Origin of the sequence: Sporotomaculum syntrophicum (assembly GCF_009932395.1) — a bacterium.
Taxonomy (GTDB): Bacteria; Bacillota; Desulfotomaculia; order Desulfotomaculales; family Desulfallaceae; genus Sporotomaculum; species Sporotomaculum syntrophicum.
The window spans coordinates 282563-305885 of sequence record NZ_LSRS01000002.1 but is presented as its reverse complement, the minus strand read 5'-3'; the positions used below and the strand labels follow the sequence as shown (position 1 = coordinate 305885).

14 protein-coding genes are annotated in these 23323 nt (G+C 47.3%); 2 read left to right on the top strand and 12 right to left on the bottom strand.

The features are described from left to right. Positions 1–49 precede the first annotated feature (49 nt). The 7 genes from SPSYN_RS03870 to SPSYN_RS03840 form a co-directional block, all read right to left on the bottom strand. Entirely contained in the window at positions 50–3178 is a 3129-nt protein-coding gene (locus SPSYN_RS03870; protein WP_161821185.1) for an efflux RND transporter permease subunit, read from the bottom strand. Between the two features lie 4 nt (positions 3179–3182). Then, positions 3183–4334, bottom strand: a complete 1152-nt coding sequence (locus SPSYN_RS03865) for an efflux RND transporter periplasmic adaptor subunit (protein ID WP_161821184.1) — start codon at positions 4332–4334, stop codon at positions 3183–3185. 75 nt (positions 4335–4409) lie between these two features. Beyond that, on the bottom strand, positions 4410–4889 hold the full coding sequence (locus SPSYN_RS03860) for a MarR family winged helix-turn-helix transcriptional regulator (protein ID WP_161821183.1): 480 nt from the start codon (positions 4887–4889) through the stop codon (positions 4410–4412). Between the two features lie 177 nt (positions 4890–5066). Continuing rightward, positions 5067–6788, bottom strand: a complete 1722-nt coding sequence (locus tag SPSYN_RS03855) for a stalk domain-containing protein (protein WP_161821182.1) — start codon at positions 6786–6788, stop codon at positions 5067–5069. Between the two features lie 61 nt (positions 6789–6849). Beyond that, entirely contained in the window at positions 6850–8571 is a 1722-nt protein-coding gene (locus SPSYN_RS03850; RefSeq protein ID WP_161821181.1) for a stalk domain-containing protein, read from the bottom strand. Between the two features lie 210 nt (positions 8572–8781). Next, positions 8782–9885 (bottom strand): TolC family protein, encoded by a 1104-nt coding sequence (locus tag SPSYN_RS03845; RefSeq protein ID WP_161821180.1) that lies wholly within the window; start codon positions 9883–9885, stop codon positions 8782–8784. Positions 9886–10042: 157 nt separating this feature from the next. Next, positions 10043–12328: a copper amine oxidase N-terminal domain-containing protein gene (locus SPSYN_RS03840; RefSeq protein WP_161821179.1), complete on the bottom strand. Its 2286-nt coding sequence runs from the start codon at positions 12326–12328 to the stop codon at positions 10043–10045. Between the two features lie 572 nt (positions 12329–12900). On the opposite strand from SPSYN_RS03840, the gene SPSYN_RS03835 reads away from it, so the two are divergent. Beyond that, positions 12901–13539, top strand: coding sequence for a sigma-70 family RNA polymerase sigma factor (locus tag SPSYN_RS03835; protein ID WP_243152896.1), 639 nt, complete (start codon positions 12901–12903; stop codon positions 13537–13539). Further along, positions 13536–14663: an anti-sigma factor family protein gene (locus SPSYN_RS03830; protein WP_161821178.1), complete on the top strand. Its 1128-nt coding sequence runs from the start codon at positions 13536–13538 to the stop codon at positions 14661–14663. The genes SPSYN_RS03835 and SPSYN_RS03830 overlap by 4 nt, the downstream gene beginning before the upstream one ends. Before the next feature lie 45 nt (positions 14664–14708). Here the strand turns inward: SPSYN_RS03830 and SPSYN_RS03825 are convergent, their stop codons facing one another. The 5 genes from SPSYN_RS03825 to murA form a co-directional block, all read right to left on the bottom strand. Beyond that, positions 14709–18776, bottom strand: coding sequence for a S8 family serine peptidase (locus SPSYN_RS03825; RefSeq protein ID WP_161821177.1), 4068 nt, complete (start codon positions 18774–18776; stop codon positions 14709–14711). 296 nt (positions 18777–19072) lie between these two features. Continuing rightward, on the bottom strand, positions 19073–20125 hold the full coding sequence (gene mreB, locus SPSYN_RS03820) for a rod shape-determining protein MreB (protein WP_161821176.1): 1053 nt from the start codon (positions 20123–20125) through the stop codon (positions 19073–19075). Positions 20126–20260: 135 nt separating this feature from the next. After that, positions 20261–20521 (bottom strand): sporulation transcriptional regulator SpoIIID, encoded by a 261-nt coding sequence (gene spoIIID, locus SPSYN_RS03815; protein ID WP_161821175.1) that lies wholly within the window; start codon positions 20519–20521, stop codon positions 20261–20263. Positions 20522–20922: 401 nt separating this feature from the next. Then, positions 20923–21885, bottom strand: coding sequence for a stage II sporulation protein D (spoIID, locus tag SPSYN_RS03810; RefSeq protein ID WP_161821174.1), 963 nt, complete (start codon positions 21883–21885; stop codon positions 20923–20925). Positions 21886–22052: 167 nt separating this feature from the next. Next, positions 22053–23312 carry a UDP-N-acetylglucosamine 1-carboxyvinyltransferase gene (gene murA, locus SPSYN_RS03805; protein WP_161821173.1) on the bottom strand — a complete coding sequence of 420 codons (1260 nt, stop codon included), beginning with the start codon at positions 23310–23312 and terminating at the stop codon, positions 22053–22055. Positions 23313–23323 lie beyond the last annotated feature (11 nt).

The window sequence follows — 23323 nt, the reverse complement described above, 5'->3', positions numbered from 1 at the left end:
CGCGTTTTTGCGCATCCTGTGACACAAACCGGAATTCTCTCCCGCTCAACTATGCTGATTTACTAATGTCCTTTTTTCCTCTCCATAGCTTAGCCCTAACTTTGCTGCTAAAGTCATCCATTAAGGTATATCCCACCGGCACCAGCACCAGGGTAATCAGCGTGGAGAAAAGCAGCCCACCCACCACTACCGTGGCCAGTGGTGCCTGTGATTCAGACCCCTCACCAATCCCCAGGGCCATAGGCAGCATAGCTATGGAAGTACACAGCGCCGTCATGAGAATCGGCCGCAGCCGGGTGGGTCCGGCCTTTAAAATGGCATCATTCCTCTCCAGACCGCGCCGCCTGAGAATATTGACATAGTCCACCAGCACTATAGCGTTTTTCACCACTATACCCACCAGCATAATCACACCGATAAAGGCTACAACACTGAAGGTCCGGCGGGTGATTAACAGCGAAAACACAACTCCGGTCAGGGTTACCGGTACCGAAAACATAATTACAAAAGGATACATTAAGGATTCAAACTGGGCCACCATGACCAGATAGACCATAATGATGGCCAGCACCAGCACCAGCAACAGCGTGCCAAAGGTATCAGCCATCTGCTCCTGCTCACCGCCGTATTCCACCAGGTAACCGGAGGGCATGTCTATTTTGGCCACGCCTCGCTGAATATCCTCGGTAACGCTGCCCAGATCACGCCCGGCAAGCTGAGATGTAACCGTCACAATGCGAGCCTGGTCCTCACGGGAAATACTATTGGGGCCCTGTTCCTGCGTTAGTTCCGCCACCTGGCTCAAGGGGAGCAAGGTGCCGGCCGGTGTAGTGATATTCAGGCCGGACAATTCGCTTTGGGAAAACTTTGTGCCGGTTTCCTGCAGCTGCACCCGGATGTCCACCTCATCACCGCCCACCCGGTAGCGGGTGGCCACAGTACCGTCAATAGCCGTGCGCACGGCGGATGACACCTCGGCCAAACTTAAACCGTACATGGCTGCCCGGTCCCGGTTTACAATGATGTGCAGCTCAGGACGTCCCTCTTCCATGCTGCTGGCTACCTCGCGGGTACCGGGTACTTGCTCTACCACAGCGGCCACCTGTTCACCAAGCCGGGCCAGAACATCCAGATCATCACCGCTAATTTTAATTTCTATCGGCGCAGTACCGGTCCCCATGCCCTGCTCCATGGCTGAAACGTTCAGATCCACACCGGGAATGTCTTTTAGCTGCTCATCCAACCGGGTGGCCAGGTCATCCGAGGTTACATTTCTCTTGGCCTTATCCACCAGCTGGATTATCAATTGGCCTCTGTCCGAGCTGCTGCCCTCAATCATTGATCCCCCGCTGCCGATAAGGCAGGTAATACTATCAATGGCCGGGTTGTCTTCGATCATCCGTTCAATATCGGTAATTACCCGGTCGGTTTCATTCAGCGAGGTGCCTTTCGGCATTTGCACGTCAATAGTCACAAACCCCTGATCCTCACTGGGCATGAACTCCATCCCCACCAGGGGTACAGCGCACAGGGTTATCACAAACGTGATCACAACTACTATAATCGTCAGCTTTCTACGCCTCAGGGCAGCCTGCAAAAGCCGGCGGTAATTCTCGTCCAGTGTTTTAAACCATCTTTCGGAGACACTGTACAACCGCGACACACCCCGCGTTTTTACCTCACTACCGGTTGCCTGTTCTTCCTGAGCTGCGCGGGCTTTTAACCAGCGGGAAGCCAACAGCGGCACTACGGTTATCGCCACCAGCAGCGAAGCCAGGATGCAGAAGCTAATGGTCAGTGCCATCGGCGTAAAAAGCTGAGCGGCCATACCTGAAGCGAAAATAAAGGGTACAAACACCGCCACCACCGTCAGTGACGAGGCGATAACTGCCGACCCCACCTCATCCGTGGCCTGCCGGGATGCGGTGAGGGGATCCAGCCCGGCTTCGTTGTGCCGGACAATATTTTCCAAGACCACAATAGAATCATCTACTATTAAGCCTACCCCCAGAGCCAAACCGCCCAGGGTAATGACGTTGATGGTCATGTTATCAAAATAGAGCAGCACGAAGGCGCCGATAATGGAAAGCGGTATCGACGTTGATATAATCAGGGTGCTGCGGAAATTGCGCAGGAAAATCAAGACCATCAGTACGGCCAGAATACCGCCGATAACTGCGTGGTTGGTTAAATTTTTAATGGACGTATTAATGTACTCCGACTGGTCCATGATAATTCGAAAATCGACCGAAGGAAGTTCCCGCTCCAGCTTTTCCAGTTCCGCCCTGACATCTTCGGCAGCGGCTACCGTATTCCCGCCACTTTGCTTGTTGATCATCAGCAACATGCCCGGCTCACCGTTAACCCGGCCAATTTGCGTAGTTTCCTTCTGCCCGTCCACCACCCGGGCAACATCACTCAAGTACACCGGGCTTCCCCCGAAGCTGCCCACCACTACCCTGCGGATCTGGTCCAGGTTTTGAAATTCACCGGTTACCCGCAGCAGTAAATCGCTGCGGCCCTCCTGCACGCTGCCGGCGGAAACATTCCTGTTATCGCCGCCCAGGACGGCGGTCAGGGTATTTATGCTCAGGCCATAGCCATTCAGCTTAACGGGATCCACCTGAACCTGGATTTCCCGTTCCCAGCCGCCTATATAATAAGCGCTGGCTACCCCGCTCACCCGCTCCAGCCGGGGCTGAATGATTTCGTCTACTGTCTGCTTGAGCTGCATGGGGTCTGAACTGTTTACCGCTAAATATATTATGGGCATCATGGACAGGTCCGCTTTAAAAACCACCGGTGCAGACGCTTCCTCCGGCAGGATATCGCGAATCAGGTCAATGTTCTCCCGGATTTCCAGTGAAGCGGCATCCATATTTGCTCCCCAGTCCAACATCAACATGACTGTGGAGCTGCCCGTCATACTTGTCGATGTAATAGTATCCAAATCGCTTACCGAGCTGAGTACAGATTCAATTGGCTTGGTAATCTGCTCTTCAATTTCCTCCGGACCTACCCCCTGGTAATTGGTCATGACCAGTGCCACCGGCAATTCCATTTCAGGGAATAAATCAATGCTTAGCTTGGAAAAAGATACTGCCCCCAGCAAGAGAACTATGGTTACACAAACAAAAATCAACATCGGCCGCTTAATTGAAACGTCGGTAATTTTCATAAGCTTACTTCACCTGGCTCTTTACTGACACTCTAGTATTTTCATCGAGCATGTTTTGGCCTGATGTAACCACCTGGTCTCCCACCTTAAGCCCCTTGAGAATTTGAATTTGTTTGCCGTCACTGGCACCTAGTGTAACCTCTCTGGATTTTACCCGGTCCTGGCTAACCACCCAGACAATATCCGCACTGTCTCTTTTAACCGCCGCTTCCCTGGGCACTAGTATAGTTTCCGGTAATGTTTGTTCAATTTGTACTTCGGCAAACATGCCGGGCTTTAACAAGTGCCGGGCATTATCTATCTGCACCTTAATGGGATAAGCTTTGCTGGTGGGATCCGCTGCCAGGGCAATGTTCGTGATTACCCCGGTAAACGGTTGGCTGGAAACCGCGCTGACGTTTACCGGAACCTGTTGACCCTGTTTAATTTTATTGATCTGGCTCTCTGTTACGGTGGTGTTCACCTCTACTTTAGCCAGGTTAACCACGGTTACTACGGGTTTTTGAGCAGCAGCACTTGCTAGTTCGCCCGGATTAACATTAATGGCGGTTACTACGCCGCTGATGGGCGATTTAATAAACGAGTTGTTATACTGCTGGTTATAGTTCTCCTTTGCCATCGCTACGGCTGCCTGGGCGCTGGCCAGCGCTGCAGGCGCTACCTGCTCGAAATTTACCTTGGCTTGCTTGTAGGGTATTTCATAAGCTGTTTCAAACCCTGCCTGTCCTGCCTGGGGAATGGCTCCCGATTCATAGAGCTGTTTGCCCCGCTCGTAGTTGGCAGAGGCCTGTTCGAAATTGATGCGAGCTATTTCCAGGTTCGACTGAGCCTGGGTCACGCCTTGCTCGGCCTGGTGGATTGCCGCCTTCAGTGTAGCCTCGGAGGTATTCTCCAGAGTAATCAGTGTTTGGCCTTTACTAACCTGGCTGCCCACCTGCACATTAACCGCTGCAACCTTACCACCCTGCCCGCTGGGTACAACATCCGAGGTGGCCAGGGCTTCCAATTTACCTGTGACCACGGTAATATCACTAAGGGTTCCCTTGCTCACCACCGCGGTTTGGACTGGGATTACAACTTCCTCATCTTTAGTTTCGGCCTGTTCCTTATTGCAGCCGGTCAGGCAAAACATAATAACCAGCCAACCTGCTATCATAAATAATGCCTTACGTTTAATGGCAACTACCTCCCCTAACAACAGTCAGTTAATTATTTAGTTGAATATAACTACTTACTCTAGTTTATTAGTCTTGCCCTCCCTTTCCTCTTGTTGCATCAGTGCAAGTATCTTTTCATTTATATTGATCATATGTAACAGATCCTGCTCATCCAGGTGTCCAAGGTAGCGCTGCATGACTCTTTGCCTGGCAGCGTCACATATATCAACCACATCTTGCCCGGCATTTGTTAACGTCAACCAGACAACGCGACGGTCTTCCTCCGAACGGCTGCGCACCACCATCCCCATTTTGCATAGCCGGTCAACCTGGGCAGTCACGGCGCTCAGGGACACCCTTAAGTCGTCTGCCACACTGGATACCGTTGCCCGGCCCCGCACGCTGATTATTTTCATCATCATAAACTGATTGCCCGTTATTGCATTAGGCAGAGTACCTTCTATTTCCTGGTGCAGCCTGCGCAAAAATATTTGACCCAGCTCATCCAGGCGGTCATAGTAACGGGCAATAATTTTACTTTTTTCGGTAGTCATTAAAATTATCCCTCCTTTGCCTGAGTATTTCGGTAATTGTTTTCATATTTAATTATTTATAAGATTAAGTATAATTTCTTTACCCGGAGGTGTCAATTGGCAGTCATGGGAGCGAAATAAAAAAACACTTCCAAGTACTCTTAAGAGAACTGGGAAGTGTCGAAACAATAATTAAAGTCAAAAGGGTAGAAAGATCAGGTTTACAGGCAAAAAAGAGCCGGCCGGCGGTATAAATTCCAGTACTTTTTCCTGACCGGGTTCAATAACGCCGATTAGGGCAAACTCTGTCTGGGGCTGCATAATTCCCTTGTTGGGCAGGTAAAATGCTTTTCCACCGTCACTCTCCCACTTACCGGCCCCGGAAAACACGCCGCCACGCGGTGAAAATATGACCCCCATTCGCTCCCGAGCCTGTATGGTAATTTTATAAGTAACACCGCAGTTGCCCAAGTTTTTACTCTGCTGAGAGTCATTGCCCGGCAAATTGGATTGGTTATCATGCCCGGTTAAAAATTCATCATAATTACCGTCTGCCACAACTAAACGGACCGGCTCCGTGCCATCCAGCTGGATTGACAAAGATCGGTTAGCAGCAGGGAAAGTACCCCGGATATGCACATCGTCCTTATTAAGAATAGTAAGGTGTCTGTAATCCTCCATAGTAGAATGTTCCCCTGTGACAATCACTTGAAACAGCAATTCCCCCAATGCGTCGACATCAAATATGCCGTCAACTGTAGCACCAGGCTGAACCAGACTATTGATTTCTTCATTAAGTTTATATATTTGCCCCGGCTGCAGCTCGATATACTTAGCGCCAGCCTCATTAAAATCCAGGTACCGGTAAGCAGCCGATCTACCCACTGCCATCACCTCACCCGGTCCGGCTATGCCTGCTCGTTTAATAAGCAGAGATACCGGTGCATCGCTCTGGTTAATGAGCAATGGGATTATTTTTTTATTTTCTCCCGAACCGTTTATATGATGATAGTACAAGCGTGTTTCGCCGCTAAAAAAATCGCTAAATAAAATACCGTCTTCCAGCACTGTTTCAGGGCTGTTGCTAATCATTACCTTCAGATTGTCTATACTTACGTCAGGATTAACTTGATCCAAATCCAATACATTGAAATTAGTTATATTGCCCAGGGGTTCGCCGGGGATAGGATAATGCAAGTTATAAGTAAGCCGGTCCATCTTTACCTCGTCAGTTACTGTAAGCGTTTTGGTAAAAGGCTCACTCCAATTACCCTGGCTATCCATTACCTCCAGGGTAACCTGGTATTCTCCCGAAGCAAAATAAGCTCTCTCCCGGCCTGTCCATTTACTTTCAACAATAATATCCCCATCGGGATCATAACTTTTATCGTTGAAATAAATCGTTTCACCCTGGGGTACTACATCTTTTTCAAATTCAAACTCAGCCACAGGCGGACGGTTTGGCGGGGGCAGCTGTTTGATAATTATCTCTTTGGTGTCCGGCAGGTAATCAACCTGATAGTTTAATTTTTCCGCCAGGAAACGCAAGGGTACCAGCGTAATATTATTTTCAATAACCGGCGCCCCGGTAATAGCCAGCACTTCGCCATTTACTATGGCCTCAGCTACACCTGGCTCAAGGCGGATCTCAACATCATTATGCCGCACGGAAATTTCCCTGGCCTCGGCATCCCAGCCAACCTCAGCACCATATACTTCTAAAATAAAACGCAGCGGAACCATGGTGGTGCTGTCACTAACACTGGGAGCCACTTGCATTTCATAGGGCATCCCGTCCACCTGCACAACCGGATCATTTATTTTCATGATGACGGTTTCTGCCTCGTTTTCCGCCGCCCCAGGGGCAGCAGCTATAAGAAATAAGGTTATAAACACTAAGTGGATTAAGCACCTGCGCATAGTTGGCCTCCTTCTACTTCCAGTGATATTTAACCGATTGTATCTAATCATATAGTGCAGCCTAAAATGGCATAAATATTAAATTAATCGGTAAAAAGGACCCGGCCGGCGGAATAAACTCCAGCACTTTTTCTTTACCCGGCTCGACAACGCCAATCATGGCATATTCCGTCTGTGGCTTTAATATACCCTTATTAGGCAAGTTAAAAGCCTCACCGTCCCAGGAACCGGCTCCAGCAAATACGCCACCCCGGGGTGAGAATATTACCCCAACTCGCTGCTGGGTACCGATTCTAACCCGGTATACCACCCCGTAATTACCGGTGTCACTACTGAACAAGCTGTACCGTCCCATGGTGCTGGTATTGTTATCCTTGCCGTATAAAAATTTGTCTTCTTTACCGTCGGCAACGATAAGCCTTGCCGGCTCATCACCTTTTAGCTGTACCGATACAGAGCGGTTGGCCAATGGGAAAGTGCCCCGGATATGGTTATCATCACGGGGTAGAATCGTTAAATTGTCGTATTCAAACAGCTGCTCCTGGTTGCCAACTGCTACTACGGAGTAAAGCAGGTCGCCATCTGCCTCCACATCAAACATTGCATTTATAACCTGTCCCGGCTCAAGAGTATTAACTATCCCTTCATTAATAATAGCTTGTTCACCTGGCTGCAACACTAAAGTGCGAGCTTGACTTCGATCAAAATCCAGAAAACGGTAAGCAGCTGTTTTGCCCGCAGACATAGCATCACTCGGGCCGGCCACACCCCACCTTTTAATCACCAGTTTTACGGGTTTGTCTTCCTGATTTATAGCTAAAAGAAATAGTCTCTTCTTCTCGTTTGAACCATTGATGTGGTGAAAATACAGTCGATTTTTCCCACGAAGGGTATCGCTGTAGAGGATACCGTCTTCTTTGATTTCCTCCGGACTATTGCTGACAAGCACTTGTTCCCTGTCCATGCTTACCGGCGGGTCAAATTGTTTTAACTGCAGCACAGGTATGTTAAGGTTGCCCAGTGGTTCCCCCGGTACAGGATTTTGCAGGTTGTAGGTAAGACGGTCCATTTTAACTTCTTCCGTTACGGTTATCTTTTTGGTACAAGGCTCACTCCAGGCCCCCAGGCTGTCTTTAACCTTTAATGTTACTTCATATTCACCCGGGGCAAAGAAAGCCCGCTCATTACCGGTCCAAATTTCGGTTACGATTTGGTCGCCATCCGGATCGCTGCTTTGGTCTTCGTATACCACCGTTTCACCCTGAGCCACAGTTTCCTTATTGATAACGAAGTCGGCTATGGGCGGTATATTTGCAGGTGTTAATTGTTTAATATTTATCTCTTTGGTTTCGGGTATAAAACTCACTTGATAGTTTAAACTCTCCACCAAAAAACGCAATGGGACCAGCGTTGTTTCATTAACTACAGTTGCTGCTCCGGATATAGTTTGAGGCTCACCGTTAATCATAGCCTGGTTACTACCCGGCTGCAAAATGATGTTTTTATCGTTTTGTTGAATAGCTATTTGATTGTCTTCTTTATTCCAGCCGACCTCAGCACCAAAGATTTCGGCAATGAAGCGCAGGGGTACCAGGGTTATTCCTTCATTAAGCCGTGGTGCAGTTTCTAACTCATACGGCACCCCATCAACCCTGGCCTGGCTTTCGTTAAGTTTTAATGCCACCGTGTCCACCTGTGTATTTGCCGGTGCGGCAATAACAGGAGAGGCAATTAAAAAACAGCTGAGTATACCGGCACAAATATTTATTATGTAACTTCGCATATTAACCTCCGTAATATTATTTCAATAGCCATTTGAGAATCCGTATTTTTTTACACAAAAGCAGCATAATTTGACTGACGTTTTAAGCTTCCGACAAATGATAAGCGCTATTATAAAATAGCGCTTTAATTCTTCTTAGGGGACAGCAATTGGATTTGTGCAGCAACAATACGAAACCTCGTCTTAGTAAACATAAAACATAAGCTATTACTAAACTAATTCCTTGCCAGTGAGGTTTTTAAAATTCGCTACCAGTATCGCATGTTGATATTTTAGCAGCGCTAAATTAGTCTCATATGAAGCCAGTTCAGCTTCACTTGTTTTGATATCCATTGCAGTGGCCATACCAACATCATATTTAACTTTAGCGACCCTTAACGTCTCTTCCATCAGCTTGATCGCGGCATTTACTTTGTTGTATTGCTCTTCGGCAGCCTGGATATCTTTATATAATGTAAAGACACCGTTTCGAACTTCCTTACGTGCTTCCTCAACATTCAGTTCAGCTATATCAACGTCAATTTTTTCTATATCGTAGGAACTTAGCGCTCCTGAACCAGGGCCATACCGAAAGTAACTTAAATCCATTTTTTGCAGGTTAACTAACTGCTGAAGACTCCATAAAGCTTCACTGCTTGTTTCAGCCCGGCTGGCCTCAGCATTTATATTATCCACTTTAAATGTCTCAAAGGCTATTTCGTCTTGAAGGATTGGCCTGTCTTCAGGCCATAAGCCAATTACTGCATTAAGCTCAACATAAGCTTTGTCCAAATTCTCAATGGCCTCCTGCAAAGCAGCGGCAGATGCTTGCACCGTTGATTGAGCCGCAACCATTTCCGGGTTTGATATAGTACCTACTTGCGCGCATATTTTTGCCAGGCGTTCGGCCAATTGATCTTTAGCCAGCGTAATTTCCGCGTTTTTAATTTTTTCCTGGGATATCAGCACGCTTATATATTTTTGGTAGGCATCAAGTTTAACGTTTTTTTCTTCTTGCTGCAATAATTTGCTTTGAGTTAAGTATCTATTGCTTGTTTGCATTAATTTGGTAAACGAAGATTCCGCTTTTTCATTTACGGGACCACCACCGCCACTGGGTCTTAAACTGACATCATCTGCTGCATCTTTTCTGGCTTCCCAGGCTTGGTCTTTAGCCAAGTTACCACTTTTTAAGGCTGTACTATTTTCCACAGCCATTCTCATAACATCTTCTATAGTCAACTGAGGAGTTGCAGGTTCTTTCGCCAGAGCAGCTGAGGCTGTGCCCAAAAACACCATGATCATCGCTAAGAACATTACGGTCAGTTTTCTCACTCTCCACCACCCTTTACCATTATTTAATTTAGTTAACTATTTAACAGCTAAATTATAGCTAAAGTTGACTGTATTGTCAACAATATCAGGCGGCTCATAAATATGTATAGAAAGAGAAAGCCTGGGTCCGAGAACCCAGGCTTGTTTAACTGATTATTTACTTAACTGTCAGGGTAGCGGTCTTGGTTTCGTTATCCCACTGAGCTACTGCGTTCAAAGCAATACCAGCTGCGGATAAGGATACGAAGGTCCGGCCGTCTTTAATTTCTGCACCTTTGTCGGTGGGCAGGTTAGTGCCATTCAGTTTGACCTGCGGGTCACCAACAGTCAATTGTACAACCCGGTCACCTTTAATGAAGGTAGCGGCCTTGGCTTTGTTATCCCAGAAAATATTCTGCGGCGCTACGCCCAGAGCAGTAGCGGCATCACGCAGTTGAACCATAATCCGGCCGTCAGAAATGTAGCTGCCATTGTCACCAAGAGCGATGGTGGTGGTCAGTGTCTGGTCGGAAGGAGCAGGAGTTCCTACGATAGCTGCAACAGTCTTGGCTGCGGTACCGGTTTCGGGGAAGATTTTACCGCCGTCAAGCTCGAATGCTTGATAACCGCTAATTTCAACGTAACCGTTTTGACCATTAGTATCAAACACATCATCAATTTCATTCCAATTATTTACTTCGTTAACAGCGTCGCCTTTAACTTTTACTAAAACATCGCCTTCCGGGGCAGTCCGGTCAACGGTTACTGCCAGGTTTTTCAAGGTAAGGGTGCTGGCAACATTACTGTCTTTATCAATAGTAATTACTATATCTCTGTCGTCATTACCAGTGGTGATATTATCTGTTTTAATTTTCATGTCGCCTTCAGTTACTTCTACATCCTTGTAATTAACCCACTTGAAACCTTCGGGCAGTTGCACCAACAATTTAGCTTCACTTAGAGCACCGGCTGTATTTTCGGTAATAGTTAAATCACCAATGGCCTGACCTGCTTTACCGATGGCCAGTATCGCTGCATCGCCGGCAGAGGTTATGGTTACAGCTTCAACTGTTTTAGCAACTGTCAGTTCACCGGAAAGACCACAGGTACCGCCCACTTCGATGACCAGATCACCGGTGGTACCGGGCTCGACAACAACTTCCATTTCTTCGAGCACTAATTCGGCTGCATCGCTTGATTTGCCGTCAATTTTCCACTTAGCGGTTTGACCGTCTTTACCGGGGAAACCTTCAAAGACTAATCCTAAGCCACTGTCCCTGTCCGTGTCAATTTTGCCCCACTTATAGTTGGAGGGCAGGGTGAGTGTTAAGGTACGACCGTCCATTAAGCTCTCTTTGATGGATTCTTCAATAGTGATGTCGGCAATTACCTGTTCCAGCATGCCGGCTACTATTGTAGTGGGTTCACCGGCAGTAATGGTGGAATCAAACTGTCCATATCTACCAACAAACACTTCGTTTGGCGTGAAATCGCTTTCACCGTAGATTTTAGCGGTAATATCACCAATCTCAGCATCGGTTTCATCTTCCACTACAATCTCAACCTCGACTTCAAAAGCAATGGCTTTTTTGCTTTCTTTGAAACCATTGAGGTTTAAATTCAATTCATCTTCATCGGCATCAAATGCATTTTCCAGAGCATTTGCCAATTCATCTTTAGTGTTATAGCCAGGTACTTCGCCCCAGAATACCTTCACATTTTCCACAACGCCCCATTCAAATCCGTTGGGCAGAACAAACTGTAAGCTTTCTTTTTCACTTTCCAGAGCGCCGGGCACATCTTCTTCAATACGGATAGTTACTGTGTCGCTATCGCTGAAAGTAGGAGCATCGGTTACTTCTATTTCAACTTCGCCACCGGTGCAGCGACCTACAGTAACGTCACCGGATTCAAAACCACTGGTGCTGGGAGCTTTTAATCTTAAGTCAATGTCGCCTTCAAATCCGTCTTCAATATATACATTGCCAAGATACAGGTACATGTACGAATCCCAATTGTCAATAAGGTCACTATCCGCACCATTAATGGTTACCTGAATTTCGTTTTCATCCAGCATATCAACATCAATGGATGCACCCTTTAAACCGTTTGTGTCACCTTGATAAGTATCTGGAATCTTAAAATAGTTGCCGTCTATTTCGCCGTAAACACCATTACCCACTGAATCCCAATCACTATTTTTCATTACATTGTCTTTACTTTTTCCGGCCTGCAAGAATTGGAAGTCACTAGGCAGGGTCATTGTTACACTATCACCATTGGAAAGCTGACCGGCCGTAAATTCAAAAAATACTGTACCTAATTGAGCTTCCTGATCATCATTAACCGTTGGTATATTCAATGTTCTAGTATCGGAAGCAAATGCGGCAAACGGAAATACCATTGTTAAGGCAAATACCACTGCCATTACCAGGCAAAACTTTTTGTTACGTACTTTACGCAAATCTAATTCCCTCCTTAAAATATTTTTGGCCTACCGGCCTGGAAAAGATGGTGCCTTTATATCCTGGTGTTGCATCCCTCCTTATTCATTTGCAGTTAAATAACTAACTGGTTTTATAGAGAAGTGGCTTGGCCACCGACTCTCCTTTAAATACGAACTTATGATATTAGACACGCCTTTACAGGCAAAAGTTCCACTGGTTAGTTATTTTTCATTTAGATGGGGCTTTTTGTAACTCTTAGTTTAGCATTCTGTTTTTAGACACCTCGTTATCAGCAAAAGTTCCAAGGCAGGGTATTTTTTTTCTAAAACGCTGTTCCTGGCAGTAAAGGCAGCGGTATAATACATATGGAAAATTGATAAACCCGGCGTATTATTCAATAATTGAAATAATCGGTCATATAGACATTAGTATCCTTTGTAATTATATTAATTTTCAAGTAAATTATTAATTAGATTAACTATTTAGCTGCATTGTTTTTAGCAAATACAAACCTGGCACCGGAACTTTTCAATATATACGCGTGTCTAAAAAGTGTCCGGGGTTAGAAATTTGAGGGGGAACAATCCCTTTGGATAATGTAAAGCCTTTGGATAAAGTAAAGCTTCTGGTTGAGAAATCACAAAAGGGAGACACAAAGGCATTTGAGCAGCTGGTCATCCTATATCAGGATAAAATTTATATGCTTTGTTACCAGCTTTCAGGTAATTATGCCGATGCCCAGGATTTAGCGCAGAATGTTTTTATAAAAGCGTATCGAGCATTGCCCGGATTTCGCAACGAAGCTGATTTCGGTACCTGGCTGCACCGTATCGCGGTTAACCTTTCCATTAATGAAAGGCGCAAAAGGAAACCCGATGTCTACCTTGACAACCCGGTACAGACAGCCGAGGGCGAAATGCCCCGCCTGGTGGCTTCGGATGTTGAAGATCCTGAGATCGCTTATGAAAACAAGGAATTTCGCAATATGGTGCGTAACGCTTTGCAGGAGTTATCACCAGAACATCGAACGGTACTGGTTTTAAGGGAAATGCAGGGTTATTCCTACGATGAAATAGCAACTATGCTGGATTGCTCCCTGGGGACGGTGAAGTCCCGAATCAACCGGGGACGCCAGTCATTAAAAGAGAAGATTACACAACTGGCTGTCTGGCAGGGGAGGAATTCACCTTACCAGGGGAAACAGCATAAAGGGGGTGGAAACAAGTGAACTGCAGCGAAGTAAAAGAAAAGATACCCCAGTGGTTGGACGGGGAACTCGCAGATGATGAAAGCACTTCAGTCGCAGAACATTTAAAAGCTTGCACCGTTTGCCAAAATGAAGTGGAGTTTTGGCGTGAACTCAGCGCCATTTTAAAAGAGGAACTGGGGGATATAACAGCACCGCCCGGGTTCGCAAACGAAGTAATGGCTCAACTTACCTGCCAACAAAGAACCGGTTGGCGCAGGCTCTTATATAGCTGGAAGCGCAGTTTGGCAGTTGCGGCCACTTTTTTACTAATGACGGTGGGTTCTATCGGTGCGTATTTGCAAATGGGTGGTAATATTGCCGGGCATGTGGCCAATAACGACGACGGCTCTACAGCGCAGGTTAGCTCTAAAGAACAAGGGAGCAAAACCCTTCCTAATAACGGTATTGCTAAACCAGGTATTTTGCCGGCTGAATCGAATGGAGAACCTGATAACGAAGCAGCAGGTAACCAATCAACCCCTGTTAGACAAGGGGGCAATCAAGCAACTGTGGGCTCCAGTAGCCCAAATGCAGTTGAAGTTGAGCAAGAACCTGCCGGTGGTGACGTTTCCGGCGATAGCAACAAACAGCCTGGTAACACTGTTCAACAAAAGGGCGGGACATTCTTAGCCGCCAATGAGTCCCCTGAACAGTACGCCCTGTTAAATACAGCTCAGGATCACGTTATTGCACGCACTCTAATTAGGGTTAAGGTTGAACATTTAGCCAATGCTCATAACCAGGCTTTGTCTTTCATCAATAACTCCGGCGCTCAGTACGAAGTGCTCGGATCGGAAAATACGACCGACGGTGGCCAGGTGACTTTAAAGGCGATAGTTAACCATGAAGGGTCCGGGAAGCTGCAGGACGAGCTTAAAACACTGGGTCAGGTAGTTACTGCGGATACGCAAAAAGATGATTTAAATAGCCGGTATAATGAAAAGGTGGAACAGTACCGATCACTGGAAGCCCAAATGACGGCAGCCCAAACATTAGAGGAAAGAAACCAGCTTGAGGTAAAGATGGCCGGTATATTAGCGCAATTAAAGACCTGGGAGCAAGAAAGCAATACTGCAACCATTATTTTGTGGCTGGAGAATTAAGAAATAATTAACGGTAAATTAAGATCCAATTTGAAGGGCAGTAAGTTACTGCCCTTTTTTGTCTCCCCGGATAATTTTATTTAGCAGATGATTAAGGGCCGCTGCCGTTTCGGCCCGGGTAATATCATCTTTGGGGCTAAAAAGATTGCCTGGTTTACCGGTCATCAATCCCAGGACGCGGGCAGTGTACACATCTGCCATTGCCCAGGCTGCAATACTCTCCTGATCATTATAAGGTTGCGGTGCGGCCGGACCAGCTGGTACCCCGTTTATGCTGTCATAGATCCTCACCAAAAGAGTGGCAGCCTCCTCCCTGGTGATACTATCATAAGGGCGAAAGGTGTTATCTTCAAAACCAAACGCAAGATTCCTGCTAAAGGCCAGTGCTACAGAACTTTGCGCCCAGCGCGGGATGGTAGGTGCATCTTTGAATGGCAGAACGTTCTCAGAACTGCCGGCCCCGATCAGTTTGGTGACCAGCACTGTTAATTCCACCCTGTTTACCGCCCGGTCCGGTTTAAAGGTGCCGTCCGGATAACCTTTTAACATCCCCCGGGAGACCAGCTGGCGAATATCTACTTCAGCCCAGTGGTTATCAATATCCGTAAAGGCTTTTTGCAGGCGGGGCAGGCTCAATTGCACACCGGTCACACCACCACTATTATCATCCACAGCGACCAGACTGATGTTTTCAGCCTCCCCGGCTTTAACCGGATAGTAAAAATCGCCGGAACCGGTAATCTCAACCTCTCGAATAATTCCCGCCTGGTATACAACGTAAAGCCGGGAAGATGCAGTGTGACCACTAATTAGTGAAAAATCCTCATAAGGTATAGTAGATATAATTTTAATTTCCGGCGTTTTGACACCTTTGCGTGTTTGAGCCTCTAAGGCAGCTACAATTTGTTCACCCGCCGGGCCGTATAATGCAGTTACCTTAACCGGTTCACCAGGTACGAGGTCACGAGGCCGCACCGGCAAATTATTTTTGGTGAGCACTGAAACGTTGCTTAGCTGATAAACTTGCCCGTTGGTTAAGGTTATGCTTTTGCCTGTTACTTCTTTTAATGCTGAGCTAACCTTGTCCGATGCATCGGCAATATCCACCCGCCAAACTTCCTTGGAAAGAGGATTGGTAATCACCCGCACCCACTGTCCCGGACTTAAAATTCTAGTTCCGGATGCCATTCCCCAGCGAAACACTTGACTTCCCGGTTTAAATTGTAAATTTATGAACCCCTTAGCATTGTCCATTAGATAAAGGGTATCCCGCTCGGCATAAACAACCCGGCCGTAGAAAACATCAGAATAGACGGTAAGGTTTAATACTTCGTTGGTGTTGGGAACCAGATCTAATATTGCCAGTTCCCCTTCACTAATATCACTTAGTTCAATGCTTACCCGATCTCTGTCTATATTAATACCCGGCCTTATATGATAGCTTCTGCCTGGTGAAATAGTTATGGTTTTCGCACCCGGCTCCACAGACACTACCCGGCCAACAGCCAGGTGCCGTTTTACCGCTAAATTATATACCTTACCATCGGCACCAAGGGTAATTTGCACCGGCATACCCGAAAGTACTTTCTCTAGTTCAGCAGTGGTGGAGGCACCAAATGGCAGATCGGCGGTATCCCCATCCACCACAATATCTGAAAAAGATATTACCGCTTCGTCTGCAATAGAAAAAACTTCCTCGTTATCCAGCAGTTTCACCCTGCGGTTTTTCTGGTCAACTCCATTTATAACGCCCGCAATTTCACGGCCGACAATATTGGCTTGCCAGAGCGTCTGCGTGCGAGGGTTAAGCCCGGCATGAACGCTGACACCTGATGGAATGGCCTTGCCCGGAACATTCTTTGCCCGGGTATCAATGGCATACCCCCCTTCCCGGTATTCTTCGTTAATGCGCACCAGTATAGTACGGCCATCTTTAGATAATGCCTTAACACCACTGGCCTGCCAGGTACGGCCAACTGCGTAAACCCGTTCGGGTCGGTCAGGAGGGCCAATCATGTAAAGTTCGGCACCGGCCGGCAGTTTTTTACTTGCTGCCAAAATTCGGTCGTCAACAGCCGCAATGGTATTTTCGGGTAATGTTATTAGTTTTTCACCGGTTATGGTTTCCCTGGCCATTTGCTGCCCGTACACTAGCGCGTAGTCCTGGTTTATTCCCTTTGACGGTGAAGCGTCCTGCTGCAGTGAACTGCCGCGCACCACAATTTTATAAGTTCCCGGTTCAGGAGAGGGTATGTTTACCTGTTCCACATTGTTATGAGTATCTCGTAGGCCCTTATTGTTGAAATCGTTGCCGTAATATTTTTGACCATCCGGTCCAATAACCTCTAAATCCAGATCGTTAACCAGCACCGACCTGGCGCCCGGAGCAGCCGCCGGATCTGTCCAGGCCAAAGTAGCCTTAAGTGGAGCGCCGGAATGGGTAATTTTCTTTTCATAGGTTATGCTGTCACCGCCGGCTACCCCTGCATTATCGTCCACTAAATCAAAGAGTTCGTTTTCTATGGCCATGGTGGTAGCACCGATATCCAGCAAACCAAATCCGGCTGCCTCCGGTTCCTGCTCAAGGCCGGTTGCCCCGTTAATCAAGGCGGCCTTCATCAGGGCTGCGGATGGGTCGGCATGCCTAGTGTTTTCAACCAGATATTGGCGCAATAATGCTGCAGAACCGCCGGTCACCGCCGTGGCCATGCTGGTGCCCTGCATTATGTTATAGTCTGGTCTACCGGCAAGGTTACCCTCCGCCAGCCGGGATGCGGTAGAAATAATTGATGTACCGGGGGCAACCAGTTCCGGTTTAATGCGACCATCACCAGTAGGGCCACGGCTGGAAAAGGCGGCTATTTCATCGCTATCACAAATATCTTTTTCAAAGGCGGGCCGGGGGCTTATGGCTGCACCCACCACCAGAGCATTTTTGCTATTGGCTTCGGCAGTGATAGTGCCCTCCTGAGCACCCGAGTTGCCCGCTCCGAAAATCACTAAAAAATCCGGGTTACTGCGCACAAATTGGTCAATTTGAGCCGTACTGCTAACATAGGCATTCTGCTTTTTACCCCAGCCATTTACATGGATGCGCACATCAGCCTTATAGGCCGGTTCAAAAAGCTCTTTGAGGTCCAGGGGTGGAGCCGGGTTTTGCTCCTTGTCCACGATGCCCTGAAAGTAAAGGCTGGCTCCGGGCGCCACACCGGAATACTTGCCAGCAGATGCCTTACCGCTCCCCACCAGAGTGCCGGCCATATGGGTGCCATGACCGCTTTCGTCGGCGGGAGTATCCACCCCGGCCCATGATTTAAGCATAATCACCCGGGGTTTTTTGCCGGCTGAGCTTTCCAGATCAGGATGAAGGTTGCTCACCGAGCCGGCATCCAGACCACTGTCGGCCAGGCCAATGGTTTGGCCTTCACCGGTAAGCCCCGCTGCAGCGATAAACTGGGGAATGGCCAGCGGCCTGGCCCCCACAATATCCCTGGCCCGGTCATTTAACAGCTCAGGCACGTTATACTTCTCTATGTACAGTACACCGGAGGATGCGGCCAGCTCATTAACTGCACCAGCGGGTAGTTCTACCCGCAGGTAAACACCATTGTCACCGGCACCTTCCAGCACGCGCCCGTCCAGGCTTTTGACGAGGTCTATAACAGCAGTCTTATCACCGGGTTTAGCAAGGGTAACCGTTAGCTCTACCGGGGTGTTATCTGATGTTGAAGTACCGGTAGTGCCGACGAGCCCGGAAGGTGCCTTCTGTTCAGGCAGGTAAGCAGAAACATTTTTAATATACGGCAGATTCACCAGCTCTTGTTTTTGCTCCTCCCTCGCCCGCACCAGCAGAGTTTTGCCATCCAGGCGCCCTAACCAGTCAACCTGTTCACTCAATTCAACTTCCTCTGAAGCGGTTAGAGTCCGGTCAGGTTCCAGGGCAAACATCACCAGATTTGTATCCAGGGTACTTGCTTCCTTATTGTAAGTTGTTTCAGAACGGTCATTTTCGCTCATATTTGGTTCCCGGCTTTGTGACTCCTGCCAGCCCCACACACCCATAGCTATCACTAAAAGCGCTAAGGTTAGCAACCAACGCTTGGATATACGCATTTTATCCTCCTTAAATAAACAATATCTCTAGATCATATCAGGAGTACAATGTACTGGTTGTTTTGCAATTGATTACTTAGCTTACACCATCTTCGACAAAAACCATATAATTTCCTTTTAGTTTATATGATGAATATTTAGTAAGCTTAAGTAATAATTGGGTATATATTTAATGCCTAGATTATATAGACTTACCCAAGAAAATTTTGTTCCTAATTGAACAAATAAAAAAACAGGTTATTTTGCCGAATTAAAATAAACCTGTTTTGTTGCCTGATGTTTTTTTACAAAGTTTTTTAAACTGCATTCATACTATGCTTTAGTGTGCTTGATATTAAACGGTTATTTGGTTTTGAGTTCAGCACGTCCAGCATGGTCAGGGCACGTCCCGTCCCCAAGGCTACGCATGATAACGGGTCTTCAGCAATAATTACATTCAGCCCGGTTTCACGAGTTATAAGCATATCGATGTTCTGCAGCAGCGCCCCGCCACCGGTTAGCACGATACCTTTATCCATGATATCTGAAGCTAACTCCGGAGGAGTTTCCTCCAGAACTTCCTTCACAGTATTCACTACCTGTGACAAGTTTTCATTTATCGCACTATGTATTTGATGACTAGTAACGGTTATTTCTCTGGGCAGCCCGTTAAGCAAATCCCGCCCTCTTACCTGCATGTTAAGCACCGGAGCAGCATCAGGGCAGGCGTTAGCTATTTCAACTTTAATATCCTCACCGGTTCGCTCACCGATGGCCAAATTGAATTCCCTGCGGATATATTTAACAATGGCTTCATCGAATTTGTCACCGCCCAATCTTAAAGACCGGCTTGTTACAACGCCGCCCAGGGAGAGCACGGCTATATCGGTGGTGCCGCCACCAATGTCCACCACCATCGTACCGCCCGGCTGCGCTATATCCAAACCGGCACCCAGTGCTGCGGCCAACGGCTCCTCAATTACAAACGCCTGCCTGGCACCCGCCTGGATTGCGGCCTGTTTTACTGCCCGCTCTTCCACCCCGGTGACGCCGGAGGGTATGCATACCATGACACGGGGTTTAAATAATATTTTATTGCCATTAGCCCTGCCAATAAAATAACGCAGCATTTTTTCTGTGACATCATAATCTGCAATCACGCCGTCGCGCAACGGGCGAATGGCCACTATGTTACCCGGAGTTCGGCCCAGCATGCGCCTGGCTTTGCTCCCCACCGCAATAACCTGGCCTGAGGATTTATCTATAGCAACCACCGATGGTTCTTTTAGCACAACACCTTTGCCTTTCACATTAACAATTACATTGGCTGTGCCTAAGTCAATACCTATATCGGCACCCATATGGAGCATCTAAACTTGTCCCCTTTCGGATTGTTAAGCGATATCTTATTTATAATTTTCACTGCATTTTAGACTCTGCAGTGAAATTAGTATAATTGTAAATTGTAATACTTCTACTTAATGGGACAAATTCCTCCAGTTATGCTAATTTTGTTTTTCCTCTTTTCGATATTTTTTACGGGTTGCTTCTCCACCGCGCAGGTGTCTTTCTGACTTATTAAAATCCAGTACTTTTTTCACCTGTTGAGCCAGGTCTTTATTTAATGAAGGTAGTCTTTCTGTCATATCTTTATGTACGGTGGATTTACTTACTCCGAAAACCTGAGCTGCCTGGCGCACAGTAGCTTGCGTTTCTAAAATATAGGTACAAAGCTCCAGCACCCGCTTTTGGATGTATTCCTGCATAGCCTTACCTCCCCGGGCATTTAATACATTATATGCAGGTGGTAGGTAGAAATGCTCCTGTAGATGTTGACACTTGCCAGATAAGTTTGGCAATATTTGTAATATTGTTTATTGCGTGTATTTTTGGCTGGCAATGTAAAAAAAACGGTTCAGCCATGTAGTCTGGCCGAACCACCCTAATTTGCCTGTTTGGCATTATATTAGATGTACCACCGGTAGAATAAAAAACCAGCGTCTTAACCAGCGGCTGTGTTTTTCCAATGCATTTTGGTCGCGCAATCTTTTCTCAAAGGGCCACATAAATATATCTCCCTTCCTGGCTAATAGTCAAGGTTTCATAAATTTATTGTGACCCATCTCTGGTTTTTGATGCATGTCTATAAACTAATCTGAATTTAATCTTAGCTGTAATCACTGATATTATTAATCTGAACGCCTGTATAGAAGTGATTAATTATTTTTTTATAATCATTACCGTGCTGTGCCAGGCCACAGGCCCCATACTGGCACATACCTACACCATGCCCGTAACCAACTGTTTCAAAAATAATTTGGTCATCTTTCAACTGCCAGGTAAAATTTGTAGAGCGCAGTCCAAGTTTCTGGCGTATTTCCGAGGCGGATAAGCGCCTGTCATTAACCAGTAAGGTTTTTGGCCTGCCGGTAGCAGTACTTTCAACCACCTGGATTAATTCCTTTTGGTTGGTAGAAGCTGAAACAGACTCAAAATCCACGTTCAATGCTTTTGCTACCTGGTCCCGTACAAAAGCTACCTGGCGAACCGATTCGGGATTGTTTTCATAGGGACAGGCCACACTGCGCAGGTAAGGCACGGCAAACTTCCATACGTCCTCAGCGTTTTCGGTATGCCCGCCGCAGGCTGCATGAAACACAGGATCAATTGGCTGCCCCTGGTAGGTAATAATCTCTCCCGCTGTGCTATCCACAGCCATTCGGATTTTATAATAATACTGGTAGTACTTTATTTTTCCCCAGCGTTCTTTCATAGCTTCCGTAGTTAAATATCCCTGAGCATGAGTAGGATCATCACAGACGTCGGCGCCCTCATGATGATTGTTCACTACCCCGCCGGCCATCATACGCTTAACAATGTAAGTCCTGGCCGCCAGCGCCTGGGCTTTTAATGCCTCTTCAGGGAACAGGGCGGGCATTTCGGCAGCCACCACGCCGGTGACATAATCCTCCAGCGGGATTAACTCCACCCTGCCGGTTTCATGCCTGAATAACCGCACAATGGTACCCTCATCCTGCACCCGGGGCTCCATCAGATGCTGAGCCAGCCAGGGCAGCCCTAACGCCAGTACCATGACCAGAATTAATGTAATAACAAATAGCCTGCGCACGTCATCCTCACCTTCTTGCTTACCCCTGCTCAGTGATATAGGAAATTTGTCTCTAGGGCAGTATATGTGTCCTTATAGGTAATTATTACCTAAACAAGCCTGTCTTAAACAAGTTCGGGGTTTGAGAAAGAAGGCACAATGCCAAGCTAAGTATCATTGGCTAAAAGCTATATATCTGTCCCCCATATATCGGCGCCCAGACCCTGTAGCTTTTCCACGAGGTGTTCGTAGCCCCGCTCGATATGATACACATTACTCACTTCTGTGATCCCTTGGGAGCATAAGCCTGCCAGCACAAGGGCAGCCCCGGCGCGCAAGTCGGTAGCCTTAACCGGGGCGCCGCTCAATTTAACCGGACCCTGTATGACGGCATTGCGGCCAACCGTTTTAATCTGCGCACCCATTCTTTTTAACTCGCCAACATGCATGAAACGGTTTTCAAATACAGTTTCGGTGATGATGCTGGTTCCTTTGGCGCAGGTCATCAGCGCCATCATCTGGGGCTGCATGTCGGTAGGGAAACCAGGATAAGGCATGGTTTTGACATCAACCGCACTGAATTTCTCAGGACCAATGACACGCAGCCCGCCGCATTCTTCATACACTGTTATACCCATTTCCCGTAGTTTAGCCAGTACCGGTTTAACGTGGTCGGATATCACATTGCTAACTAGAATATTACCGCCGGTGATCGCACCCGCTATTAGAAAGGTACCTGCCTCAATACGGTCGGGTATGACAGTATGTGTTGCACCATGTAATTCCCGCACGCCAGTTATTCTGACGACCTTGGTGCCGGCCCCTTTAATTTTTGCTCCCATAGCCCCCAAGAAATTAGCTAAATCCACTATTTCAGGTTCTTCAGCCGCATTTTCAATGATAGTCTGCCCCTCGGCCAGCACCGCGGCCATCATAATGTTTTCGGTAGCTCCTACGCTGGGGAAATCCAGGTAAATTCGTTTGCCCCACAGCCCACCAAGACCGGTTTTGACACGGATGCTTCCGTAGCCATGTTCAATGTGGGCGCCCAGCGCATGAAAGCCCTTTAAATGCAGGTCAACAGGCCTGCTCCCAATGGCACAGCCACCCGGCAAAGATATATCGGCCAGACCGGCACGGGCTAACAGCGGGCCCATAACTAAAAATGATGCACGCATTTGGCGCACAAATTCATACGGAGCCTCGGTGTTGGGTTTGGCAGTCGGAATAATTTCCAGCGTTTTTCCTTGCCTGTTAATCCTGGCACCGAGATGCTGCAGCACCAGACATATCGTATGCACATCAGCCAAATCAGGAATATCATGCAGTATACAGGGGGAGATAGGCAGCAGGCAGGCTGCAATAATAGGCAGCACAGCATTTTTTGAACCGCTAACCCGTACTTCACCAAATAATGGCCTGCCACCCCTTAAATACAGCTTATCCAACTTATTCCTCC

Excerpts from the sequence above, each read along its gene's own strand:
- SPSYN_RS03870 (WP_161821185.1), bottom strand. The coding sequence starts at position 3,178 with ATGAAAATTACCGACGTTTCAATTAAGCGGCCGATGTTGATTTTTGTT.
- SPSYN_RS03865 (WP_161821184.1), bottom strand. The coding sequence starts at position 4,334 with ATGATAGCAGGTTGGCTGGTTATTATGTTTTGCCTGACCGGCTGCAAT.
- SPSYN_RS03860 (WP_161821183.1), bottom strand. The coding sequence starts at position 4,889 with ATGACTACCGAAAAAAGTAAAATTATTGCCCGTTACTATGACCGCCTG.
- SPSYN_RS03855 (WP_161821182.1), bottom strand. The coding sequence starts at position 6,788 with ATGCGCAGGTGCTTAATCCACTTAGTGTTTATAACCTTATTTCTTATA.
- SPSYN_RS03850 (WP_161821181.1), bottom strand. The coding sequence starts at position 8,571 with ATGCGAAGTTACATAATAAATATTTGTGCCGGTATACTCAGCTGTTTT.
- SPSYN_RS03825 (WP_161821177.1), bottom strand. The coding sequence starts at position 18,776 with ATGCGTATATCCAAGCGTTGGTTGCTAACCTTAGCGCTTTTAGTGATA.
- mreB (WP_161821176.1), bottom strand. The coding sequence starts at position 20,125 with ATGCTCCATATGGGTGCCGATATAGGTATTGACTTAGGCACAGCCAAT.
- spoIIID (WP_161821175.1), bottom strand. The coding sequence starts at position 20,521 with ATGCAGGAATACATCCAAAAGCGGGTGCTGGAGCTTTGTACCTATATT.